The organism is Aureimonas altamirensis, assembly GCF_001463885.1.
GTDB lineage: Bacteria > Pseudomonadota > Alphaproteobacteria > Rhizobiales > Rhizobiaceae > Aureimonas > Aureimonas altamirensis.
Genome location: NZ_BBWQ01000018.1, coordinates 77896 through 101075, shown reverse-complemented (window position 1 = coordinate 101075; position 23180 = coordinate 77896). Strand labels below are relative to the sequence as shown.

Below are 23180 nucleotides of genomic sequence, written 5' to 3'. Positions count from 1 at the left end.
ACGTTTCGTCATTCTCTGAAGTGGTCTACTGGTCCAACCAGTCCATCAGAGGGCTCCATGGGTGCTGCCGGGCATACGCTGCAGCTGTCCGACCTGCCGATCTTCCGCGAGGGGATCGTGCGAAAGCCCATTCGCGAAGTCATTGCCGATAAGCTGTCGACCCTCGTTGCCAGCGGCATATTGCAGGTCGGCGACACGCTGCCCGGCGAGCGCGACCTGGCATTGGCGCTCAATGTCAGCCGCGAGGCCGTGCGCGGCGCCATACAAACCCTTGCCGCGCGCGGTATCCTCGAAGTCAGCCATGGCGCTCGCACCCGTGTTCTCAGCGCCGATGTCGGCCCCGTCACGGTGGGTCTGGCGCTGGCGCGCGCCATCGACGCCTACGATATCGACAATGTCCATGCGGCGCGCACTCTGGTGGAGCAGAAGCTCGTTGCCGATGTCGCGCACATGGCCAACCGCCGGCTCTGCCGCACCCTGCGCGACCTTTTGCAGGCGCAGGCCGGCATGCTGGACGACCCCGTCCGCTTTCTGATCTGCGACCGCGAATTCCATGTGGCGATCTACCGGGCGCCGGGCAACCGGCTTCTGGCCGACTTCGCCACCGACCTCTACACCTACATGATGGAGTACCGGCGCCGGGCCATCGGCCAACCCGATGCGATCGGCCGCAGCTACGCCGAGCACGAGGCCATCGTCTCCGCCATCGAGGCCGGAGACGCGAATGCGGCGGTGTCGGCTTTCGCCGTCCATACCGGCCGCATCTACACCACGACGCGCTTCGTGATGGAGGGGCAGGCACCCCCGATCATTGGCAGCGCCCCAGCCGGCAAAGACCGGCGGCGGCGCAAAGCCTGACACTTCGGAAAATCCAACATTTCGTTCGGGAGGAGAACACGAAATGGAACGCAGAACAGTCTTGAAGCTCGCCATCGGCGGCGCCGTCATGGCAGGCACCGGTTTCTCGGCCTTTACCTCGGCCATCGCCCAGGGCAAGGACATCGTCTACCTGACGCCCGGCCTCGACCTGCCCTTCTGGCGCTATCTGTCCAAAGGCATCGAAAGCGCGGTGAAGGCCAAGGGTTACGGCTTCCAGGCGCTTGATTCCCACAACAGCGCGCAGACCCAGTTGCAGAACGCGCAGGATTCCATCACGCGCGGCGTGGGTGGCATCATCATTTCGCCCACCGATTCCTCGACCGCGCCCAGCGTGCTGCAACTTGCCCAGCGCGCCGGCATACCGGTGGTCATTGCCGATATCGGCACCAATAGCGGCGAGTATGCCTCGTTCATCATCTCCGACAATTATCGCGGCGCGCACGACGTGGGCACCGCGCTGGCAGCGGCATTGAAGGAAAAGGGCTGGGAGGGCGGCGACGTCGCCATCGTCGCCATTTCGCAGGCCCGCAAGAACGGCCAGGCACGCACCCAGGGCTTCCTCGACGGGCTGAAGGAAGGCGGCTTCACGGGCCGCGAGGCCGGCATGCAGCAGATGCAGTCTTATACGACCGACGAGACCTTCAAGTTTACACAGGATATCCTGACCGCCAATCCCGGCTTGCGCGGGCTGTTCATCCAGACCGACCAGCCGGCCATGGGCGCCCTGCGCGCCATCAAGGCGGCGCGCAAGGACGGCGAAGTGCTGGTAGCGGCCTTCGACGGTATCCCGGACTTCGTCCCCCTGCTGGAATCGGGCGACCTCGTCGTGTCCGGCATGCAGCAGCCTTACCTGATGGGCGTGCGTTCGGGCGAAGCGATGATCGACGTCCTGGACGGCAAGACGCCCGAAAAGGAAATCACCGTTCCCATCCTTGCGATCACAAGCAAGAACATCGCCCAGGAGCTGCCGACGGTGAAGGAAACCGTCTTCGCAAACGAAGTCTGATACCCGCCAGATCCGGCAGGCCGTGTCGCGGCCCGGCCTGCCGGCCTCATGGTTCGACCTTCGGAGATGCGACGTGGTGGATGCGGATAAGGCGCACGGAGATATCCTTCTCAGCGCGCGCGGACTGACCAAGACTTTCGAGCGCACACGCGCCCTTGCCGGAGCCGACTTCGAGCTGCGGGAGGGCGAGGTGCATGGGTTGCTGGGTGCCAACGGGGCGGGCAAATCGACGCTGTCGAAGGTGATCTCCGGGCACATCATGGCCGACGCCGGCGACATCACCTATCGCGGCCATGACATCCACATGCGCAGCACCCGCGATGCGCTGCAGGCCGGCATCGCCATCGTCATGCAGGAAACCAGCCTCGTGCCGGACCTGACGGTGCTGGAAAACATGTTCCTGCCAGAGCTCGCACGCCCCGGCCGCCTCGATTACCGTGCCTTGCGCGCCCAAGGAGAAGTCATTCTCGATGCGCTCGGCCAGCGAGAAGGGCTGCCGTTCGACAGGGAGGTGCGAACCCTTTCTTCGGCGCAGAAGCAGCTTGTCGAGATTGCCAAGGCACTCGGTGTCCGCGCCAAGCTCATCATTTTCGACGAGCCGACAGCGGCGCTCAGCCCGGGCGAGGTGGAACGCCTGTTCGAGGTCATGGAGCGCCTTCGTGCATCGGGCCGCGGCCTCGTCTTCGTATCGCATCGGCTGGAAGAGGTCTTCTCCATCACCGACCGCGTCACCGTGATGCGCGAGGGGCGCACCGTCATGAATGCGCGGCCCACCGCCAGCCTCAGCCAGGGAGAGCTGATCCGGGCGATGGTGGGTAGCGAGTTGCAGTCGATCTATCACCGCGAGGGCGCAGCGCTGCCACCGGCTGGCGGCGAACCCGCGCTCGAAGTCCGCAACCTGAGGTCCGCACCGCTTGTGCGCGACGTGTCGTTTGCCGTCCGCAAGGGCGAAATTCTGGGGCTCGGCGGGCTTGTCGGCGCCGGCCGCTCCGAAACGATCGAGGCCATCTTCGGCCTGCGCAAGCGCGATGGCGGCACCGTCATGCTGGAGGGCAAGCCCCTGCCCGCCGACCGGCCCGACAAGGCCATGCGGGCCGGGCTGGGATTCGTGGCAGAGGACAGGCGCAGCCAGAACATCGTTCCGGATTTTTCCGTGCGCGAAAACCTTCTTCTTGCCCATCTCGGCGCCCATCGCGGCTTTTTCTGCAATTACCGCGCCCGCGACAAGCAGGTGTCGCGGCTTCTGGCCAGTCTGGGCCTGCCCGAAGAGCGGCTCATGGATGCCTCCATGCTGAACTTCTCGGGCGGCATGCAGCAGAAGGTGATCATCGCCCGCTGGCTGCTTCTGGAGCCGCGCGTGCTTATTCTGGACGAACCGACCAAGGGCGTCGATATCGGCACCCGGGCCGGCATCTATGCCATGCTCCGCGAGGTTGCCGCGCAAGGCGTTGCGCTGGTGATCGTATCGTCCGATTTCGAAGAGTTGCTCGGCCTTGCCGACCGGGTCGTCGTCATCAGCGATGGGCGTTCCATCGCAGACGTGCCCAGCGCCATGCTGGACGAGGAAAAACTCACGCTTCTGGCCGCGCCGCGAACGTCCATGGCGCGCAACACAGAGCTTCTGCAGAATCTTGCCCGCCAGCATGGCGGCGCGGGCTTCTGGGCCCTCATGGAAGATGACAGCCTGATCTGCCTGAATGCCGTGGTGGAAAACGCAAACGCCGACCCCGGCTTTCGCAGTGGCGAGGCGCGCCGCTTCGCCCAGACGCATATTCCTTCGGCCCTTGCCCGGCGCGACGCAGGCTTCGTTACCGATACGGCCAGCGGCCGCGCAACGCTGCTGACGCAGATGCGCAGTGCGCGCGGGCATGACTTCGGCTGGGTGGGCATCAGCCTGCCGGACGGCGCGCCCCTGCCCGCACCGGAAACTATTCGCAGCCACATCGACGCGATGGCGAAAACGCTTTGAGGTTTTTGGACATGACCGCAGATACCGCTTCTCAGAGATCGAGCCCCGGTCGCTCCATCGGCCGCCGGCTGATCGGCCGACTCGAAGTGCGCATGACGCTGCTGGCGTTGCTGATCGCCTTCTGCCTGTCGTTCATGTCTCCGTACTTCCTGACGCAATCCAACATCTTCAACATGCTGGACCAGTCCGTCGTCATCGGCATCGTGGCCGTGGGCATGACCTTCGTGATCCTGACCGGCGGCATCGATCTGTCCGTCGGGTCCGTCGCCGGACTGACGGGCATCATCCTGGGCCTCGCCCTGCGCGAGATGCCGATCGTGCCGGCAATTGCACTGGCGGTCGCCGCAGGCGGCTTCATCGGACTTGTGTCCGGCCTGCTCATCAACGTCTTCGGCCTTGCCGCCTTCGTGGTGACGCTGGGGGTCATGGCCATCGGCCGCAGCCTTGCCTACATCCTGTCCGGACAGACGGCCATCTCGACCATTCCGGATGCCATGCAGTCCATCGTCTACACCACCGTGCTCGGTGTGCCGACCAACGTCATCTTCCTGCTGGCGCTCTACCTCGCCGCCTTCCTGTATCTCACCTACACCAAGGGCGGGCGCACCATCTATGCGGTCGGCTCCAACAAGGAGGCCGCACGGGCAGCCGGCCTGAGCGTTCTTTTCTATGCCGTCCTGCCTTACGTGATTTCCGGGGCGCTTTCGGCCGTCGCGATCACCTTCTCCATCGCGCAGCTTCTGTCGGCCGACCCGCTGATGGGCAATGCGATGGAACTCGACGCCATCGCGGCGGTCGTCATCGGGGGCGCCAGCCTCTATGGCGGACGCGGCTCGATCATCGGCACCCTGTTCGGCGTGTTCATCATGGTGATGATCCGCAATGGGCTGAACCTGATGGGCGTTTCGCCCTTCTGGCAAGGAACCGCAATCGGCACGATCATCATCGTCGCCCTCCTGGCCGAACGCCTTGTCAGCTCGAAGGTCAATCCATGACGCAGCAACCCACCATGTCCGTTCGCCGGTTCGGAACGGACGAGCCCGCACCGCGACCCCGCATCCTCACCGCCGGCCAACTCACGGCCGAGCTGGACGCCGGAAACCTGCGGCATATCCGCTTTAATGGCGTGGAGCTGATCCGGGCGATATCCTTCATCGTGCGGGACAGGAACTGGGGCACCTACAACCCGGCGATCGAAAACCTCATCGTCGACGAGACTGCCGATGGATTCAGCGTCACCTACGACGCGCTCGCACGGGACGCGGCGCAGGCCTTCCGCTACAGCGCGCGGATTTCAGCCACGCCGGCCGGTCAGTTGACCTTCAGTGCCGATGGCTCGGCCGATACCGACTTCATCACCAATCGCACCGGCTTCGTGGTGCTGCATCCCATCGTCGGCGTCGCCGGCCGTGCGGTGCGGATCGAGCATGCCGACGGGACGATCGAAGACGGCGTCTTCCCGCAATTGATTGACCCCGTACAGCCGATGATGAACCTGCGCGCCCTGACGCATGAGGCAGCGCCCGGCCTGTCCGTCACCTGCCGGATGGAAGGCGACGTCTATGAGATGGAAGACCAGCGCAACTGGACCGACGCTTCCTACAAGACCTATGTGCGCCCCCTTGCGCTGCCATGGCCCTACACGCTGGACAAGGGCGAACATATCGCACAGGCCGTGACGCTGACGGTCGACGGCGCATCGGCGGCGAAGAAGGCGGATAGGGCCGAAGAGCGCGTGTCCATCGGCAGGCAAGCCGGCACCATGCCGTCCATCGGCTATGGCCTTGACCCCTCGGAAATCGAAGCGGTGCGCGGGCAAGCCGATGTGCTGTCGACGATCCGGCCGGGACAGATCATCTGTCATTACAATGCGGCGCTCGGCCATGACGCGGCCACCCTCGGTGCCTTGGTGGACACCGCGCGTTTGCTGGGAGGCGAAATCTGGCTGGAGGCGGTCATCCAGTCGGTTGACGGCTTCGAAGCCGAATTGGTGGCGCTCGGCCGCAGCGTGGACGCTTTGGGGCGGCCGTTCGCCACTGTTCTTGTCTCGCCGGCGCCCGATCTCAAGTGCACGCTGCCAGGCAGCGTATGGCCCGATGCGCCACCGCCCCGCCGGATGTTCGAGGCGGCGCGGCTGGCCTTTCCGGGCGCACGCATCGGCGGCGGCATGTTCAGCTACTTCACCGAGATGAACCGCAAGCGCCCGCCGGCCGATCTTCTGGACCTCGTCAGCTTTACCACCACGGCGACCCTGCATGCGGGCGATGACCATTCGATCATGGAAGGCCTGGAGTCCCTTCCCGCCATCGCCGACAGTGCACGGGCCATTGCTGCGGGCAAACCGATCGCCGTCGGCCCCAGCGCCATCGGCATGCGCATGAACCCCTATGGGGATGCGCCAATGGCCAACCCGGCCAATATCCGGCAGGCGATGAACTTCAACGACCCGCGCCAGCGCGGCCTGCTCGGTGCCGCATGGATGCTGGGCTATATCGCGCGGCTTGCCGAGGGCGGCGCAAGCGCCGTAAGCCTGGGAGGCGCAACCGGCCCGTTCGGCCTGGTGGCGACGCCCCGGGACTGGCCCCAGCCATGGTACGATCAGGCCGGCGGCCTGTTCCCAGTGTTCCACGTGCTGCGCGGCCTTGCCGCCCTGCATGGGCTGCCGCGCCTTTCCATTTCGCATGGCGACACCGTAGAGGCCCTCGCCGTGCAAGACGGCGAGGAAACGATCCTGTGGATCGCCAACCGGACCGGCGAGGACTGCGAAGTGTCTGTGCCGGAGGGGTTTCGATCCTGCGCGATGTTGGACGAGGAGAGCTTTGCGGTCGCAAGTCAGGACGTGCGCTCACTCCAATCGCTGCGCAAGCCATTCACCGGAACACGTATCAGCCTGCGCCCTTATGCCGTCGCCATACTTGCAGGCCGTCCGCAAAAGTCGGAATAGCCCGCAGCATGATCACCGCCCAGGAATGAATAGCTGGCGTGAGGAGGCATTTTCAGGCTGTCAGCCGCAGAACCTCCAGATAATTGCGCAGGCGATTTTCCTCGAGCGCAATGATCATGTCGTTATCTGCGAAGGGTTCGAGCTTGTCGGCGATGTCGTTGCGGAACGGGTGGTTATGGGCGACGAGGATACCGAGCCCGAAAACAGCCTTTACGCAATGAAAATCAAAGGCGCCGCCCTCTTCATCGATAAAGTCTTCCACGGCAGTCAGCACGCCGTTCCGCGCCCCCCCTTCCGCTTTTGCCCAGGCAAATACGCCGTTGCCCCGAAACCCCCAAGGCTGCAATGACGGATCGTCCATTACCACGCCAGCTTCCCAATCATGGGGATGGGTGAAAGCTTCCGGTATGGAGCTCGGATCGTAATAGCAATCGCGGCGGGCGCACGGCCAACAGACATCATGCAGAAAGGCCAGCATCGGCTTTCGATCCTGTCGACTGCGTTTCCGAATGGCCCGCAATTCATTGATGACGGTGTACCAATTGTGGTCTCCGTCGATAAACCATGCGTCGATGCCGGCAATCTGAGGGATACCGTCCAGGCTGCGGCTATGAACGAAGGTGGCTTGGTCACCCCAGCTCTGGCGCGCCTTCACGATCGCGTTCATGTCGCTGTCGAGCGAATGGACTCGCCCGCCCACCGACTGGGCGTAGTCGATAAGCAGGCCGGTATTTCCGCCATGCTCGAGACCGATCTCGGCAATTGCCTTGGCCCCTACGGCAGACAGTATGGGTAGGGTCAGCGATGAGAATTCGGCCATTGAATGGATCAGCAGATTTTTCATTTTATGCGGCCTGTGACGAAACGCGTCAGGTAACGTGCATTCTTCGCGCCCAGGACAGCCGAGACTGCCAAGCGGGCAGCGACGCGCAGGGAAGGCCTGACATCGCCGCTGGCCGAGGGCTCCGGGGGCGTGGGCGGGGCATTGTGCGACGGGGGACGCCACCAGTTCGAGATCGGACTATGCCGGGATGCCCCGATCTCCCGTGCATGCGGAATTTTGCCGATTGTCCCGTACTCGCCCGGGGTCGGATTGACCGCGATATTGCCCATCACCTCGGCGGCGAGGTCGGTAACAACAGAGGTGTCCATCTCGCCTGAAAAGGGTTTCACGTCTTGGAGAAAGGTGCGGATTCCGCGCTGAACGTGGCGCACGTAGATATCCCTGGACATGTCTTCCGGATCGCGGTCATGGAGCACCGGGCTGAAGAGCCCATCCGGGCCTCTACGCTCCATTCGTATGGCAGACGGCGACGCATCCGAGAAAAACAGCTCCAGCACTTCCACCGCGCCCATCAGACGCTCGGTCCTGTCAGAGGGCTGACCGTGCAGGAACAGTGATCCGTCGATCAGGTCGGTGTGGTAGGCGTGCGCATGGGTGCCGCAGTAAATGCCATGCAGACGCTGGCCGAGAATGCTTTCGATCGCCCTGTGGGAGTTGAGGCCCCAGCCAACATCCACGATGGCAACGGCATCGATCGGCGTCGCGCCGATGACCGAGCGTAGGTAATCCCTGTAGACGTCGGTCTCGTCGCCGACGAGCGCCTCCCATGGAACCTCGCGCTCCAGGTGTCGCACAAATTCGTCCCAGTCATTTGTAACGAAGTTAGTGATGTTCGCGACGTCGGCCAGGTTCAATCTCTGCAACTCGACATGCAGATCGTAGACGGCTTCATGCCGCCTCGGAAAAAGCATGGGCAGCACCCACCATTCCTTGCGCGTCAGCAGCGGCACGAGGCACATGCGGCGTGAGGAATAGACGACGTCGTAACTGCAGGCATCGAAACCATAAGCGGTCAGATAATCCGCGATCGCGAAGCCGTCCCTCGTCAGGAGGAGCAGTTTCCTGATGCCGTGCCTCGCTACAACCTCTTCGATGCGCTTGATCAACCCAAGCGCAACCAGGCCCCCATAGAAGTAGCTGACGGCTTTGCACTCGTCGAACGGCAGACCGAGATAGCCGTGCGCATGGCGATGCGCGAGGGCGCCCAAAACCACAGCACCCTCAGGCGTCTTGGCGCGATCGATCAGATGTATCGAATGCAGGTTCAGGCGCGTATCGGTGAACAATTCATGCAGGTTGGTCGTCATGTGGATGGCGGCAAGACCCGCCTTCGTAGCCTGGACGAAATCAGACTGCCAATTGTCGCCGAAGTGGATCATACGGCCGGGCTCTACGCCGCACTGCTGCGCCGCGATAGGAAAGATCTTTCCGTTGTATTTTCCGATGTTCTGCTGACGATGATCGGACGACGACATTACGAAGTCGACGAAAATTCCATTGCACTCGAGGAGATGACGGATAACGTCCGACGACAAATACATGTCGCTGACGGCGATCGTGATCTTCCCCAGCCGCTTAGCCGCCTTGTAGATCGCAACTCCCCGTGGACTTGGCCGCAGAAGGCTACGCTCCACGTCGATCTCGCGTTCGATTCCGCGAAGGGTTTCAGTCTCGCTCAGGCCGAAACTTTCGTAAATTTCGCCGATGCTGGTTTCTTCGGAGCCGAACCGGGATCGGCCGCGCGATCGCGCATCGATCTCGGCCTGAATCCGACGCTCCGCGAAACCACCTATCCCATATCGCCGTTCGATGATGTGGAACACATCATGCGGACTGGCAACCAGCCGGTGTAGGAGTGTATCGAAAACGTCGAACGAGATGGCCTGAAAGGGCGCCAGCGTCCGCTCGATCGATTCAGCGGAGAACAATCCGCCAAGAGAATTGATTTGCAACATGATAATTGTTCATCGTATTACCAATAACTAATAAATTCATAGGATATATGTAGAGGTAATGCAACGTCGCCTGGCTGCGCCGAGCGTAATTTTTCGTCGCTCCGATCTATCGAAGCGCACACCAGGGGTTTTTCAGAGAACCTCGATACGCAAGGTGCGCTCCACAACCTTGGCGAACTGCTGGAAACGCGCGCGCGGCCTTTCCCCCACAAGGTCCGCAAGGTTCGCCGGCACGGCAAGCGTGAAGCCACCGCGCGGATCCTGTACCCAGCGCAATTGGCCCAGCACGCCCGGAATGCCGGCCGTGAGCAGGAACACGACCCGGAACAGCGAGGCCAGCACCCGCGCACGCTGCAGCATGCGCGGCGGGATCAGCCTTTCCAGGTCGGGCATCATGCCCTGCTCGAAATGGCCCTCGTAGCGGAAGTAGTTCGTCAGCCCCAAAAACGTGCGGCCGGCATGGTCCAGGGCGGGCAGCGCCGCATGTACCGTGAAGGACAGCGCCTGCCCGCCCCGATAGTCCGGGTGGGCGCGCCAGCTCACATCGGCCAAAAGGCAGGCGGCGTCGCGCAGGCGCTCGTCCTCGGGCGTTTCGTCGATGCCCAGGGCGTGGAACGTGTCGGAGGCGAAGCGGACCAGCTCTTCGTTGTGGATCGGCGAGCGGGAGCGCAGGATCGACAGCTCCCGCGCCGTGACCAGCAGCGCATCCTTCTCCACTTCGGCCTCGGGTAGAAGCGCGTGGAGATACCCTTCGCGCACGCCATAGGCCGATACCACGATGTCCATGGGCTTCAGATTGGCAATGACCGATTGCAGCGTGACGGCGCCATAGGGAAGAAGCGAGCGACGGCTGCGCGATACGGCCTCGATACCCGGCAGTTTCTCTGGATCGCCGGTCGCCACCTTGTCGAGGAAGTCGGCAAGCTCGGCCACGGCGACCCGATAGCCCTGCATGACCTGCAATGGATATCGCGTCTGTTCCATGTGCAGCTTGGCAAGGTTACGCCAGGTGCCGCCAACGGCGTAGAAGCTCTTGCCCTCGCAGGCGCCCGCCAGCGCCGAGCCGCCGATCTCCCCGTCGGCGATGGCGCGTGCCTTGGCGATATCGCCGCCGGACAGGTCGCGCAGGCGCAGGCCGCCGAGCGGCGTCGTCAAGCCGGTGCCGAACCGCCCGGACGACACCTCGACCAGCTCCAGGCTGCCCCCGCCCAGATCGCCCACGATGCCGTTGGGCGCGAAGAAGCCGGCGACCACACCTTCGGCGGCGTAGCGGGCTTCGTCAGCGCCGGACAGGATGATGATGTCGCGGCCGATCGCGCCTGTCGCCGCCTCGATGAATTCCGCCCCGTTGGACGCCTCGCGCGCCGCCGCCGTCGCCAGCGGGTAGATTTCCGTGCAGCCCGCCAGCTCTGCCAGCGCACGAAACCGCGTCAGTGCGGCAAGCGCACTGGCAACGCTTTTGTCGTCGAGCCGGCCCGTGCGGGCCAGGCCCTTGCCCAGCCCGCTCAGGACCTTTTCGTTGAAAAGCTGCACCGGCGCGCGGCTGTTGCCCTCATAGATGACGAGGCGCACCGAGTTGGAGCCGATGTCGACGACCGCCACGGGCAATCGCCCGGCAATACGGCCCTGGCCTGTAAGATCAATCGAAACGGGAGTGCTCCGCGCGTTGCCTTGCAATGAGCTTGGGCGCATTCGACTTCAGGGCCTTGCCGCGCCCGGACAGGCTCGGATTGGTCATGAAGTAGCGCTGCGCGTCGAAGGGCTGTTCGCCGACCGACGCGCTGATGCGCCGCGAAGTTCCGTCCGACAGGACGGACCAACTCTGCTGGTTGTCGAGAATATTGCCGAGCATGATCTGCGACAGAACCTGGCTGTGCACGGTCGGGGTTGCCATCGGAATCATCGTTTCCACCCGCCGGTCGAGGTTGCGTGGCATCAGGTCGGCCGAGCTCATGTAGACGATGGCCTTTTCCGATGGCAACCCATGGCCGTTGCCGAAACAGTAGATTCGGCTGTGTTCCAGGAAGCGGCCCACGATGGATTTGACGCGTATGTTGTCGGAAAGGCCCGGTACGCGCGGCCGCAGGCAGCAGATGCCCCGCACGATCAGGTCGATCTCCACGCCGGCCTGACTGGCGCGATACAGCGCGTCGATGATCTTCGGGTCGACGAGCGAGTTCATCTTCATCCAGATCTGGCCGCTGCGCCCGGCGCGCTGGTGCTGCACCTCTTCCTCGATATGCTGGATGATGCGCTGGCGCAGGTTCAGCGGCGAGACGGCAAGCTTGCGCAGTTCCGTCGGCTCCGCATAGCCGGTGATGTAGTTGAAGATCATCGACACGTCGTGTGCGATGTCCGGGTCGGCCGTGAAGTAGGACAGGTCGGTATAGATGCGCGCGGTGATCGGGTGGTAGTTTCCCGTGCCCATATGCACGAACGACACCATCCGCCCTTCCTCGCGCCGCACGACGAGCGACAGCTTGGAGTGGGTCTTCTTCTCGATAAAGCCGAACACCACCTGCACGCCGGCCCGCTCCAGGTCGCGCGCCCATTTGATGTTCGCCTCTTCGTCGAAGCGGGCCTTCAGCTCCACGAGCGCCGTGACCGACTTGCCGGCCTCGGCCGCGTCGATGAGCGCGCGCACGATGGGCGAGTCGTTGGAGGTGCGGTACAGGGTCTGCTTGATCGCGACCACATTCGGGTCCGATGCCGCCTGACGCAGGAACTGCACCACCACGTCGAAGGATTCGTAGGGGTGATGGACGACGATGTCCTTCTCGCGGATGGCGGCGAAGCAGTCGCCATTATGCTCGCGGATACGCTCCGGGAACCGCGGTATGTAGGGCTCGAACTTCAGGTCCTCGCGCGGCAGCTTCACGATCTGCGACACGGCGTCGAGCGCCAGCATGCCATCCATCACCGAGACGCGGTTTTCGGCCACGGCCAGTTCGGTGGCAACGAAGTTGCGCAGGCTCTCGGGCATCACCGAATCGAACTCGATGCGGATCACCGAGCCGCGCCGCCGCCGCTTGAGCGCGGATTCGAACAGGCGGACGAGGTCTTCCGCCTCTTCCTCCACTTCGATATCGGAATCGCGGATCAGGCGGAACGTGCCCTGCCCGCGCACCCTGTAGCCGGGGAACAGCCGCCCGATGAAAAGCGCGACGACGCTTTCCAGCGGCACGAAGCGGTTTTCGCCGGCCGGCGTCACCGGCATCTCGATAAAGCGCTGCAAGGCGACCGGCAGGCGCAGAAGCGCGTTCATGCGGTGGGAATCGCGCTCGCGGACCAGCGACAGCGCCATCGAGAATCCCAGATTGGGAATGAAGGGAAACGGGTGCGCCGGATCGATCGACAGCGGCGTCAGCACCGGAAAGATGGTCTCGTCGAAATGGCGCTCCAGCCATTCGCGGTCGGGTTTCTTCAACTCTCCGGCGGCGACGATGTTGATGCGCTCGGCCTTCAGCGCCTTGACCAGATCCGCAAGCGTCGCCTGCTGCGCGGATTGAAGAAGCTCGACCTCGTCCAGGACCCTGTCAAGCTGCTCCTGCGGCAGAAGCCCGTCGGCGCTGCGCACCGGTATCTTCTCACGCACCTGGCCCGCCAGCCCGGCCACGCGCACCATGAAGAACTCGTCCAGATTGTCGGCCGAGATCGACAGGAAGCGCAGCCGCTCCAGCAGCGGATGCTTGGTGTTTTCCGCCTCTTCGAGCACGCGGCGGTTGAACTGCAGCCACGAGAACTCGCGGTTCACGAAGCGGTCGGCCGGCAATTCGTCGGCGGCGGGCGGATTGTCGATTCGCGGGGCGACCGGAACGACGCCGATCGCTTCCATCAGCGGACGGTCCGGCATCATGGCAGGTGACATCCCGTCCGCGCCGGCATGAGCTGCGGTTACCACCGCGGTCGCTGCCAGGTTACCGACGAGCCCGTCCACTACGGCGGCTGCCGCCACCTCCGCACGCTCGACATCCGCCTTGGCGATGGCCGGCTCCTTGCGCTTGCGAGGGGCCGCCCGCCGTGCGGGCTGCTCTGCCGTTGCGCCGGTTTTGCTACGGGTGGTCTTGCCGCTCATCTCGCTCACTCGATTCTTCCCGCCGTCATCTTAGGACAAAACTGCTAGGCGCATAGCCGCGTGCGGCGACGCTTTGATGACGGTCAGGCCTCTCCATCCTCGAGCACTGAGGCAACCATCGCCCGGGTGATACGGCGCCCGCTGGCGAGGCTTTCCCGGTCCAACCGTGCAACCAGTGCCTCGGCAGAGGCGATGGAACGCTCCATCCGCGACAGGATATAGGCCAGGAGCTTCGGGTCGACATCCATCTGGCGGTCGGCGAACAGCTTTACCAACACGCCGTGCAGCAGCATGTCGTCGGGCGCCCCTAGCTCTATCTGGGTTGCCGCCCGAAGCCTCGAAGCCAGGTCCGGCAGGCGAAGGTGCAGAAGCGGAGCAGGCGTGCGGCTGGTCAACAGCACATGGCCAAGGCCGGCCCGCGCGGCGTTGACGATGGCGAATATCTCTTCCTCCGCCATGTCGGTCCGATCGACATCGTCGATCACGCGCACGAAGCCCGATTGCGGCTCGAAGACGTCTCCGGCCCTGGCATGGCGGCCGCCGGACATTGCCGCGAATGCCTCGGCGATGTGCGTCTTGCCGCTCCCCACGGGCCCGGCGATCAACAGCACCGGGTGCGGCCAGGCCGGCCATGAGTCGATGGCCTCGATGGCGAGTTGGTTGGCATCGCTTTCGATCAGGTCCGCGCGGTCGAAGGACGCGTTGTGCGGCAGCTCGAACGGAAGTTGACGTGTCGTGCTCATGCTTCGCCTCCGTCCCCGGCCTCACCCCGGGGCGAGAATTCGCTGCGGATGGCAGCGGACAGGTTCAGGCTTTCCACCACGGGCGCCGGTTGCTGCTCGATGGTGCGCCCGTAATAGACATCGCTTTCAAGATATTTGCCGAGCGCGAAGCGCACCAGCACGCCCACGGCCGCTGCCGCCGGCACGGCGATCAGCAGGCCGACGAAGCCGAACATCGCGCCGAAGGCGAAGAGGGCGAACATCAGCCAGACGGGATGCAGGCCGACCGAAGCCCCCACAAGCTTCGGCTGCAATATGTTGCCCTCGATGAACTGCCCGGTCAGGAACACGCCGGCCGTCGCCGCCACCCAGACCCAGTCGGGCCAGAACTGCACCAGTGCAACGCCGATGGCCACGACCAGCCCCAGCGCCGAGCCGACATAGGGAATGAAGGAGATCATCCCTGCGAAGAAGCCGATCAACAACCCGAAATTGAGACCGACGAGCGTCAGGCCGACGGCGTAGTAGGTGCCGAGGATCAGGCACAGGCTGCCCTGCCCGCGCACGAACCCGGCCACCGAGCGGTCCACCTCGCGCGCGAGGCGGCGCACGGTGCCCAGATGCTGGCGCGGAACCCAGGCGTCGATCTTGTCGATCATGCGGTCCCAGTCGAGCAACAGATAGAAGGCGACCACCGGCGTGACGACGAAGAGCGACAGGAAGTTGACCAGCGCGAGGCTCGACGTCCACAACTGCCCCACGAAGGAGGTGAAGAAGGCGGTGCTCTGCCGCACGATGTCGGAGAAATCCTGGCTGAGACTCTGCTCCTGGTCTTGGAACAGCCAGGACAGCGGCCCGGTGCGCGCCTCGATGGCCAGCACCTGAAGGCGCTGCAGATAATGCGGCAGGTTGAAGACGAAGGCGGTGATCTGGCTGGAGATGACCGGCACGACCACCAGGATCAACGCGATGATCAGCACGACGAACAGCACCAGTATGACCAGCGAGGCCGTCAGCCGCGACAGGCCACGCCGGGTGAACCAGTCGGCGATCGGATCGAGGAAATAGGCCAGCACCATGCCCAGCACGAAGGGCAGCAGGATGGAGCTGAACAGCCAGATGAAGGCCAGCACCACCGCGGCGGCGATGCCCCAGAACATGGCCTGACGCCGGAGAAGCCGGCTGCGATCCTTTACCATTGGCTCGTGCTGCTCTTTCCCCGGCGGATGCGGCCCCGCGGCCGTCTGGCTTCAAAGACGAGATAGGCAGCCGCCGGACAAGGGGTCAAGGGATGCCGAGCCGCATTATCCCGCCTTTTCCGTACGTTTTGCACTTGTTTCCCATCCCCGCTTCTGTCAACCGAACGGCAAAGACGAAGGTTTCGAGACAATGACCGACCAGAAGACCAACGGCCTCACCTATCGCGACGCGGGCGTGGACATCGATGCCGGCAACGAACTCGTCCAGCGCATCAAGCCGCTGGTCAAGTCTACCCGGCGTCCCGGCGCGGATGGCGAGATCGGCGGGTTCGGCGGCCTTTTCGACCTGAAGGCGGCGGGCTTTTCCGATCCTGTGCTCGTTGCCGCCAATGACGGCGTCGGCACCAAGCTGAAGATCGCCATCGATACCGGCCTTCACGATACGATCGGCATCGACCTCGTGGCGATGTGCGTCAACGATCTGGTCGTGCAGGGGGCCGAGCCTCTCTTCTTCCTGGACTATTTCGCCACCGGCCGGCTCGACCCGGCGCAGGGCGAAGCCATCGTTGCCGGCATCGCCGAAGGGTGCCGCCAGGCGGGGTGCGCGCTCATCGGCGGCGAGACGGCGGAGATGCCCGGCCTCTACGCCGAGAAGGATTACGACCTTGCGGGCTTTGCCGTCGGCGCGGCGGAACGCGGGCAGTTGCTGCCCTCGGCCGGCCTTGCCGATGGTGACATGATCCTCGGCCTCGCCTCCTCCGGCATCCACTCCAACGGCTACTCGCTGGTACGCCGCATCGTGGAGCGGAGCGGCGCCGCCTACGACGCGCCCGCCCCCTTCGACGACAGCCGCACGCTTGCGGCCGCGTTGATCGAGCCGACACGCATCTATGTAAAGCCGCTGCTCGCCGCCATCCGCGAGACCGGCGGCATCAAGGCGCTGGCGCACATCACCGGCGGCGGCTTCCCGGAAAACATCCCGCGCGTTCTGCCCGAGCACCTGCGCGCCGACATCGACCTTGACGCCTTCAAGGTGCCGGCGGTGTTCCAATGGCTGGCGCAGCAGGGCGGTGTTTCCGAGCCCGAAATGCTCCGCACCTTCAACTGCGGCATCGGCATGATCGTCGTCGTGCCGGCGGCGGATGCGGCAACGGTCGGCGCCGTGCTTCAGCGCGAAGGCGAAACGGTGGTGCCACTGGGCCGTATCCTCGGGCGGCATGCCGGCCCGGCAGTCACATTCAACGGAAGCCTGTCGCTGTGACGCAGAGGAAGCGCATCGCCGTGCTTGTTTCAGGGCGCGGCTCCAATATGGAAGCCCTGATCGAGGCATCCAAAGCTGCCGATTTCCCGGGAGAGATCGTGCTGGTTCTGTCCAACCGGCCCGAGGCCAAGGGGCTTCAGGCGGCTGCGGCTGCCGGAATTGATACCCTGGCGCTCGACCACAAGGCCTATCCCGATCGGGCGGCGCACGAGGCGGCGGTTGCGCAAGCCCTGGATGCCGCGCGGCCGGACGTCATCTGCCTTGCCGGATACATGCGCCTTTTGGGTCGCGATTTCGTGGAACGGTTTCTTGGGCGGATGATCAATATTCACCCCTCCCTGCTGCCTCTGTTTCCGGGCCTGCATACGCATGAGCGAGCCATTGAGGCAGGCATGCGGGTGCACGGATGCACCGTCCATTTCGTGACGGAAGAGATGGACGGCGGCCCCATCATCGCGCAGGCGGCCGTACCGATCGTGCCCGGCGACGACGCCGATACGCTGTCGTCCCGCCTGCTTCGTGCCGAGCATCGCCTGTATCCGCACGCGCTTGCCATGGTGCTGCGCGGCGATGTCGCCTATCGCGACGGCAAGGCCGAGCTGACCTCCGGCAACATCGGCGCGAGCGACGAGATACTCGTCAGCCCGGCCTGAGCCCCTGGCGCCTCAGGCCGGGCGCACCCATACCCGCGTATCGTGGAAGGCCGCGCCGCCAAAGGGCGGTGGCGCATCTGCGCCTGTCAGCACGTTAATGCCCTCGCCCCGCTCGAATGCGCTGTTGGGCCAGAGCCCTTCATGAACCAGCACGCCGGACCGCACCGTATCGCTTGCCTTGACCGGCATCGTCACATCGCCCCGCCCGTTGCCCACCACGACGCGCTGCCCGTCGGCAAGGCCGAGGCGATCGAGATCGTCGGGGTGCATCATCAGTTCCGGACGCCCTTCCTTCTGCTGTGAGCCTTTCGTCTCCGCGAAGGTCGAGTTCAGAAACTGCCGCGCCGGCGACGTGGCCAGGCGGAACGGATGTTTCTCATCCGCTTCCTCGATCAGCGTCACATGGTCGGGGAAGTCCGGAAGCCTGTGATAGTCGCCAAGCAGGCCCATGCGCTCGTTCGGCTGGGTTCCGGGGCGCATGCCCGTCCAGTCCGGGCTGAAACGAAACTTTCCGTCCGCCCAGCCGAAGCCGTCAATGAAATGCGCCTTCTCGAAGGCCGGCTGCACATCCAGCCACTGCTTGTCTTCCAATTCCGCCAGCCCGCCGGAATAGCCGCTTGTCTTCAGCATCCGGTCGATATGCTCGCGCTCGGTCAGGCCAAAGCCCGGGCGGTCTGCGACGCCAAGCCGCTTCGCCAGTTCCTCGATCACGAAGTGGTTGCTGCGGACCGTATCCGGCCCGTCGATCAGCTTGGGCCCAAGCAGGATGTGGCTCTGGCCACCGCCGCGATAGATGTCGTCATGCTCCAGAAACATCGTTGCCGGCAGCACAAGGTCGGCCAGCTTCGCGGTATCGGTCATGAACTGCTCGTGCACGGCGACGAAGTGATCGTCGCGCATCAGCCCTTCATGCACCAGCCGCTGCTCCGGGCAGACATTGGCCGGATTGGTGTTCTGCACCAGCATCGCCGTAACCGGCGGGCCACCCTGCAGGGCAGCCGCATCGCCCGTCAAAACACGGCCGAACTGGGTCTGGTCGAGGTGGCGGATCGACGGGTCTTCGTAGGAGCCGCCCTCAACGAAACTCTTGTTGAGCCCGAATATGCCGCCATTCGTATGGAAGGCCCCGCCGCCTTCATGCTGCCAGTGTCCGAACACGGCAGGCACGCAGGAAGCGGCGTGCATCGCCACCGCGCCATTGCGCTGGCGTGTGAACCCGTAGCCGAGGCGAAAATAGGTACGCGGCGTATGGCCAATCAGTGCGCCAAACGCCTCGATTTCCTCGACGCTCAACCCGGTGATGCCCGCTGCCCATTCCGGCGTACGCGACCGTAGATGCGCTTCCAGTCCCGCCGGATCGTCGGTCATGCGCTCAAGGTAGGCGCGGTCGGCCGTTCCGTCCCGGAACCCGATATGCATCAGTGCACAAGCCAGCGCCGCATCGGTGCCGGGCCGCAGCTTCAACGCCATGTCCGCCTGCTTCATCGTGGCGTTGTCGTAGATGTCGACCACCACGATCTTCGCGCCGCGCTCCTTGCGGCCGCGTATCGCATGGGTCATCACGTTGACCTGCGTTGCCACCGCATTGGTGCCCCAGATGACGATGCAATCGGCCTTGGCCATCTCGCGCGGGTCGACGCCCGACAGCGCCCCGGTGCCGGCATACCAGCCCGTCCAGGCCGTGTTGACGCATATGGAGCCGAACTCGCCGGAGTAGCGTTTGGCATGCCGCAGGCGGTTGATGCCGTCGCGCTGCACCAGCCCCATGGTACCCGCATAGTAGAACGGCCAGACCGCCTCGGAGCCGTATCGTGCCTCTGCCTTCACGAAGGCGTCGGCAACGATGTCGAGCGCGTCGCTCCAGGCGATGGGGCGCCAATTGCCCTCGCCCTTGGCGCCCACGCGCTGCAGGGGCAGCATCAGGCGGTCGGGGTTGTGCACGCGTTCCGCGTAGCGGGCAACCTTGGCGCAGATGACGCCCGCCGTATAGCTGTTGGCATCCGAACCGCGCACGCGCCCTATGGTGCGACTGTCGATCAGGTCCACCTCGAGCGCGCAGGTGGACGGGCAATCGTGCGGGCAGGCCGTATGGCCCTTGGCGATGGGAAGCGGCTTGTTCATGCGCCCCTTATATCAAAGCACGCAGCCGCTTTCCTCATTCAAATTGGCGATCCGAGACATCCGGATCGCTCATGTGTCGTGGCGCTACTCAGACGGCCCTGCTGTACCGGGCGATCTCCTCCGGCGTCAGTGCCGGATAGTCCGTGTAGCCATGCTCGTCGCCGCCATAGAAGGTGCTTTCGTCCCATTCGGCCAGGGGCGCCCCCAGCTCCAGGCGGCGGACAAGATCCGGATTGGAGATGAACGGCCGGCCGAAACAGGCCATGTCGATTTCGCCTGCGTCGACCCGCTCCAGGGCCAGCTCGCGCGTGTAGCCGTTATTGGCCATGTAGAGACCGGAAAAATGGTCCTTCAGGCTCCAGGGCTTGAAGCGGTTGACATCGCGGTCGCCCCGCGTGGCGCCTTCGATGACATGCAGGTAGACGAGCTTGCGGCGCGACAGCTCTTCCACGTAGGGCACGAACACCTTCGCCGGATCGCTATCGATCAGATCGTTGGCCGGGCTCACCGGCGATATCCGGATACCGGTGCGCTCGGGGCCCCAGATCTCGGTTACCGCGTCGACCACCTCTAGCGGGAAACACAACCGGTTTTCAACGGAGCCGCCATAGGCATCGGTGCGCTTGTTGGCGCCGTCGCGCAGGAACTGGTCCAGAAGATAGCCATTGGCCGAATGGATCTCGACGCCATCGAACCCGGCAATTTTGGCCTGCCTGGCGGCATGCCTGTAATCGTCCACAACGCGCGGCAATTCGGAAATATCCAGCGCGCGCGGCGTTACCATGTCCTGCATGCCGGCCTCGGTGAAGCTCTGGCCATTCGCCTTGACCGCGGAGGGCGCCACGGGCAAAGCGCCACCGGGCTGCAGGTCGGGGTGGGACACGCGTCCGACATGCCAGAGCTGAAGGTAGATGTGGCCGCCGGCCTCGTGGACGGCATCCGTCACCTTGCGCCACCCGACAACCTGGGAATCGGTCCAGATTCCCGGTGTCCAAGCATAACCACGGCCCTCGGCGGAAATGTTGGTCGCCTCTGCGATGATCAGCCCTGTACCGGCGCGCTGGCGATAATAGTCGATATGCATGTCTTGCGGCACGCCGTCCGGCGTTGCCCGCGAGCGCGTCAGCGGCGCCATGGCGACACGGTTCTGCAGGCGCACGGGACCGAGATCGACCGGCTCGAATAGCTTGTGATGGCTCACGGATATTCCCCTCTTCATTGATCCGGAACGAACACGCTTCCGGCGGGCAGAGTTCCTCGATATGGCTACGGCAAACTCCTGGCGCGTCCGGCAAACCATGAACGGAGCGTTCGCAAAAGCGAGACAAGGCGGCAAGCACTTGAATTATCGACACGCATTCCATGCGGGAAATTTCGCCGATGTGCACAAGCACGCGCTTCTGGCCCGGCTTGTGGAAAGCTTCAAGCGCAAGGACAAGGCGTTCCGCGTCTACGATACCCATGCCGGTATCGGTGTTTACGACCTGGCATCCGAGGCGGCATTGCGCACCGGCGAGGCAAAGGCCGGCATCGACCTCTTCATGGCAAGCGACGCGCGATCGCACCCGCTTCTGGCCGCCTACGCCGATGCGGTCGAAACGGTCGACAGTCGGCCCGGCCACAGGGCCTATCCCGGCTCGCCGATGCTGATCCGTCGTCTGCTGCGCCCCCAGGACAGGCTTTCGGCCTACGAACTGCACCCGGAGGACGCAAGGACACTGGCCGATAATTTCGCCGGCGACGTGCAGGTAAAGGCTATTCATCTGGACGGCTGGCTTGCGCTCGGCGCGCATCTGCCGCCCAAGGAAAAGCGCGGAATGGTGCTGATCGACCCTCCCTTCGAGGAGGCGGGCGAGTTCCGGCGCATCGTGGAGCATCTGCAAAAGGCCGTTCGCCGCTGGGCGGGCGGGACGTTCGCGGTATGGTATCCCATCAAGCGAAAGTCGGACGTTGCCCAATTCCACGAGGCGCTGTTGGACAGCCTCATACCGGATATTCTGGCGCTCGATTTCCTGCGCGAGGATTTTGGTGCCGAAGACAGGCTCGGCGGCTCCGGACTGGTGGTCATAAACCCGCCCTACGGCTTCGCGCAGGAAGCCCAAACCATAATGGAAGTGTTGCTGCCTGTCCTCTCCACTTCGTCCACGGCGCATTGTGGCATCAATGTGCTGGCGGCGGAGCGCATATGAGCTATGTTACCAGCAGTTGCATATCTCATACCGCCTGAGGGGACGAAACAGTCATGAAGCTCGGTATTCTGGCCGCGACAAGCGTGATGGCCAGCCTTGCGGCGGGGGCCGCTCAGGCCGCCGATTATTTTCGCGCAGTGCCGGAGGCACAGACGGCCGTCGTGGTTCGCAGCAACCTGCCCGCGTGCAACGATCCGCGCGTCCTTGCGAAGATCGAGGATCAGTTCGAGTACGGTGCACCCAACGTACAGGGACGTCCGCTGGCCGTGATGGAGTTTGCCGGACTCCAGGAGAAGGCATACTTCCCCGCCATCGGGCTGCGCACCGTCGAGCGCCGCTATTGCCAGGGGCAGGCCCTGGTGACCGGCGGCGACTACAAGGGCGGCACCACGGCCAACAACGTCTACTACGTCATCGAATACCCGATGGGCTTCGCTGGTGTGGGTTGGCGCGCGGAAGGCTGCTTCCTCGGCTATGATGCCTGGCGCGTCTATGGCGCAAACTGCCAATCGCTGCGTCGCTTCTGACGCAGCCCCTGCATCGGGAATCATCATGCGACTTATGTATTCCAAGCCTTCGCCCTATGCATCGAAGGTCCGCCTGGCCGCGCACCATTGCGACCTCATGCTGGAGCTCGTCCCTACGGATACCGGCTCCGCGCCGGCCGAACTGATCGAGGCGAACGCGCTGGGCAAGATCCCGGTTCTGATTCTCGACGACGGAACCTCCGTGCATGACAGCAAGGTCATCTGCGAATATTTCGACAGGCTGAGCGGAAATCTCCTGATACCGCAGACCATGGAAGCATGGCTGCAGGCCAAGCGCACGGAGTCGCTGATCGACGGCGCCACCGAATGTGCGCAGCTGCGTCTCTATGAAGTCCGCTACCGGCCGGAGGAGATGCGCTACCAGCCGATGATGGACAAGCAGTGGGGCCGTGCGATGCGTGCCCTGAAAGTGCTGGACGGCGAAGTTGCCGCCCTGCCCGATCAGCCGAATATCGCTCATTTTGCGCTGGCCGCAGATCTCGGATGGTTGTCCCTCCGTTTCGGCGGTGAATGGGAAGGTGAGAACCCCAATCTTGTCCGCTGGCTGGAGGAGTTCGCAAAGTCCTATCCGGCGTTCGAGGAATTGAAGCCTATGGCGTGACCGAACGTAGGGCGAAACTGGCTTGATGGACGGAGCCGTTTCGCCTATCGTCCGGAGCGCCCCCGGGTGTTTGCGCACCCGGGGACTGACACTAACTTGCTAGAATTGTTACCCGGAGCTTGGCCTGCCAGCCACTCCGGGTTTTTCTAACATGTAGTGTGATCACACTCCTCATCGAGGGCAAGCCTGTTGCCTCAGCCTTGGAGGCTCATCG

Annotated in this window: 18 protein-coding genes; 10 read left to right on the top strand and 8 right to left on the bottom strand. The window is 63.9% G+C overall.

Annotated features, from left to right (window positions below; genetic code table 11):
* Positions 1-57 precede the first annotated feature (57 nt).
* The 5 genes from AUL31_RS13320 to AUL31_RS13300 all read left to right on the top strand — a co-directional run bounded on the left by AUL31_RS13320 (position 58) and on the right by AUL31_RS13300 (position 6798).
* The gene (locus AUL31_RS13320) at positions 58-858 is read left to right on the top strand and encodes a FadR/GntR family transcriptional regulator (protein ID WP_073469283.1); all 801 of its coding nucleotides are present in this window, start codon (positions 58-60) and stop codon (positions 856-858) included.
* A 43-nt stretch (positions 859-901) separates the two neighbouring features.
* A complete protein-coding gene (locus AUL31_RS13315; protein ID WP_060607367.1) occupies positions 902-1885 on the top strand; it encodes a substrate-binding domain-containing protein in 984 nt (327 codons plus the stop codon).
* 73 nt (positions 1886-1958) lie between these two features.
* Positions 1959-3854 carry a sugar ABC transporter ATP-binding protein gene (locus AUL31_RS13310; protein ID WP_060608069.1) on the top strand — a complete coding sequence of 632 codons (1896 nt, stop codon included), beginning with the start codon at positions 1959-1961 and terminating at the stop codon, positions 3852-3854.
* A gap of 11 nt (positions 3855-3865) precedes the next feature.
* Positions 3866-4849: an ABC transporter permease gene (locus AUL31_RS13305; RefSeq protein ID WP_060607365.1), complete on the top strand. Its 984-nt coding sequence runs from the start codon at positions 3866-3868 to the stop codon at positions 4847-4849.
* Positions 4846-6798 (top strand): hypothetical protein, encoded by a 1953-nt coding sequence (locus AUL31_RS13300; protein ID WP_060607361.1) that lies wholly within the window; start codon positions 4846-4848, stop codon positions 6796-6798. Before AUL31_RS13305 ends, AUL31_RS13300 begins: the two co-directional genes overlap by 4 nt.
* A 52-nt stretch (positions 6799-6850) precedes the next feature.
* On the opposite strand, the gene AUL31_RS13295 is transcribed toward AUL31_RS13300, so the two are convergent.
* The 6 genes from AUL31_RS13295 to AUL31_RS13270 form a co-directional block, all read right to left on the bottom strand.
* Positions 6851-7642, bottom strand: a complete 792-nt coding sequence (locus AUL31_RS13295) for a class I SAM-dependent methyltransferase (protein ID WP_060607357.1) — start codon at positions 7640-7642, stop codon at positions 6851-6853.
* Entirely contained in the window at positions 7639-9597 is a 1959-nt protein-coding gene (locus AUL31_RS13290) for an HAD family hydrolase (RefSeq protein ID WP_060607354.1), read from the bottom strand. Before AUL31_RS13290 ends, AUL31_RS13295 begins: the two co-directional genes overlap by 4 nt.
* 132 nt (positions 9598-9729) lie before the next feature.
* Positions 9730-11289, bottom strand: a complete 1560-nt coding sequence (locus AUL31_RS13285) for a Ppx/GppA phosphatase family protein (RefSeq protein ID WP_082646941.1) — start codon at positions 11287-11289, stop codon at positions 9730-9732.
* Entirely contained in the window at positions 11237-13432 is a 2196-nt protein-coding gene (locus AUL31_RS13280; RefSeq protein WP_060608063.1) for an RNA degradosome polyphosphate kinase, read from the bottom strand. The genes AUL31_RS13285 and AUL31_RS13280 overlap by 53 nt, the downstream gene beginning before the upstream one ends.
* Positions 13433-13755: 323 nt before the next feature.
* Positions 13756-14415, bottom strand: a complete 660-nt coding sequence (locus tag AUL31_RS13275; RefSeq protein WP_060607351.1) for an HdaA/DnaA family protein — start codon at positions 14413-14415, stop codon at positions 13756-13758.
* Positions 14412-15593 (bottom strand): AI-2E family transporter, encoded by a 1182-nt coding sequence (locus AUL31_RS13270; RefSeq protein ID WP_060607348.1) that lies wholly within the window; start codon positions 15591-15593, stop codon positions 14412-14414. The genes AUL31_RS13275 and AUL31_RS13270 overlap by 4 nt, the downstream gene beginning before the upstream one ends.
* 190 nt (positions 15594-15783) lie before the next feature.
* Between AUL31_RS13270 and purM the strand changes: the two genes are divergently transcribed.
* Together purM and purN are read left to right on the top strand one after the other, a co-directional pair.
* A complete protein-coding gene (gene purM / locus AUL31_RS13265; protein ID WP_060607345.1) occupies positions 15784-16854 on the top strand; it encodes a phosphoribosylformylglycinamidine cyclo-ligase in 1071 nt (356 codons plus the stop codon).
* Positions 16851-17507: a phosphoribosylglycinamide formyltransferase gene (purN, locus tag AUL31_RS13260; RefSeq protein WP_073469285.1), complete on the top strand. Its 657-nt coding sequence runs from the start codon at positions 16851-16853 to the stop codon at positions 17505-17507. The genes purM and purN overlap by 4 nt, the downstream gene beginning before the upstream one ends.
* A 12-nt stretch (positions 17508-17519) precedes the next feature.
* Here the strand turns inward: purN and AUL31_RS13255 are convergent, their stop codons facing one another.
* Positions 17520-19628 (bottom strand): molybdopterin-containing oxidoreductase family protein, encoded by a 2109-nt coding sequence (locus tag AUL31_RS13255; RefSeq protein WP_060607342.1) that lies wholly within the window; start codon positions 19626-19628, stop codon positions 17520-17522.
* An 88-nt stretch (positions 19629-19716) separates the two neighbouring features.
* Positions 19717-20829, bottom strand: coding sequence for an alkene reductase (locus AUL31_RS13250; protein WP_200801677.1), 1113 nt, complete (start codon positions 20827-20829; stop codon positions 19717-19719).
* A gap of 139 nt (positions 20830-20968) precedes the next feature.
* Between AUL31_RS13250 and AUL31_RS13245 the strand changes: the two genes are divergently transcribed.
* The 3 genes from AUL31_RS13245 to AUL31_RS13235 are packed head-to-tail and all read left to right on the top strand — an operon-like array spanning position 20969 to position 22966.
* Positions 20969-21817 (top strand): 23S rRNA (adenine(2030)-N(6))-methyltransferase RlmJ, encoded by an 849-nt coding sequence (locus AUL31_RS13245; protein ID WP_060607336.1) that lies wholly within the window; start codon positions 20969-20971, stop codon positions 21815-21817.
* 53 nt (positions 21818-21870) lie between these two features.
* Positions 21871-22344, top strand: coding sequence for a hypothetical protein (locus AUL31_RS13240; protein ID WP_060607333.1), 474 nt, complete (start codon positions 21871-21873; stop codon positions 22342-22344).
* Positions 22310-22966, top strand: a complete 657-nt coding sequence (locus tag AUL31_RS13235; RefSeq protein WP_244489407.1) for a glutathione S-transferase family protein — start codon at positions 22310-22312, stop codon at positions 22964-22966. The genes AUL31_RS13240 and AUL31_RS13235 overlap by 35 nt, the downstream gene beginning before the upstream one ends.
* Positions 22967-23180: the final 214 nt, after the last annotated feature.

Coding starts and splice junctions, on each gene's coding strand:
- AUL31_RS13320 (WP_073469283.1), top strand. CDS start 58: ATGGGTGCTGCCGGGCATACGCTGCAGCTGTCCGACCTGCCGATCTTC.
- AUL31_RS13315 (WP_060607367.1), top strand. CDS start 902: ATGGAACGCAGAACAGTCTTGAAGCTCGCCATCGGCGGCGCCGTCATG.
- AUL31_RS13305 (WP_060607365.1), top strand. CDS start 3,866: ATGACCGCAGATACCGCTTCTCAGAGATCGAGCCCCGGTCGCTCCATC.
- AUL31_RS13300 (WP_060607361.1), top strand. CDS start 4,846: ATGACGCAGCAACCCACCATGTCCGTTCGCCGGTTCGGAACGGACGAG.
- AUL31_RS13295 (WP_060607357.1), bottom strand. CDS start 7,642: ATGAAAAATCTGCTGATCCATTCAATGGCCGAATTCTCATCGCTGACC.
- AUL31_RS13290 (WP_060607354.1), bottom strand. CDS start 9,597: ATGTTGCAAATCAATTCTCTTGGCGGATTGTTCTCCGCTGAATCGATC.
- AUL31_RS13285 (WP_082646941.1), bottom strand. CDS start 11,289: ATGCGCCCAAGCTCATTGCAAGGCAACGCGCGGAGCACTCCCGTTTCG.
- AUL31_RS13280 (WP_060608063.1), bottom strand. CDS start 13,432: ATGGAAGCGATCGGCGTCGTTCCGGTCGCCCCGCGAATCGACAATCCG.
- AUL31_RS13275 (WP_060607351.1), bottom strand. CDS start 14,415: ATGAGCACGACACGTCAACTTCCGTTCGAGCTGCCGCACAACGCGTCC.
- AUL31_RS13270 (WP_060607348.1), bottom strand. CDS start 15,593: ATGGTAAAGGATCGCAGCCGGCTTCTCCGGCGTCAGGCCATGTTCTGG.
- purM (WP_060607345.1), top strand. CDS start 15,784: ATGACCGACCAGAAGACCAACGGCCTCACCTATCGCGACGCGGGCGTG.
- AUL31_RS13255 (WP_060607342.1), bottom strand. CDS start 19,628: ATGAACAAGCCGCTTCCCATCGCCAAGGGCCATACGGCCTGCCCGCAC.
- AUL31_RS13240 (WP_060607333.1), top strand. CDS start 21,871: ATGAAGCTCGGTATTCTGGCCGCGACAAGCGTGATGGCCAGCCTTGCG.
- AUL31_RS13235 (WP_244489407.1), top strand. CDS start 22,310: ATGGCGCAAACTGCCAATCGCTGCGTCGCTTCTGACGCAGCCCCTGCA.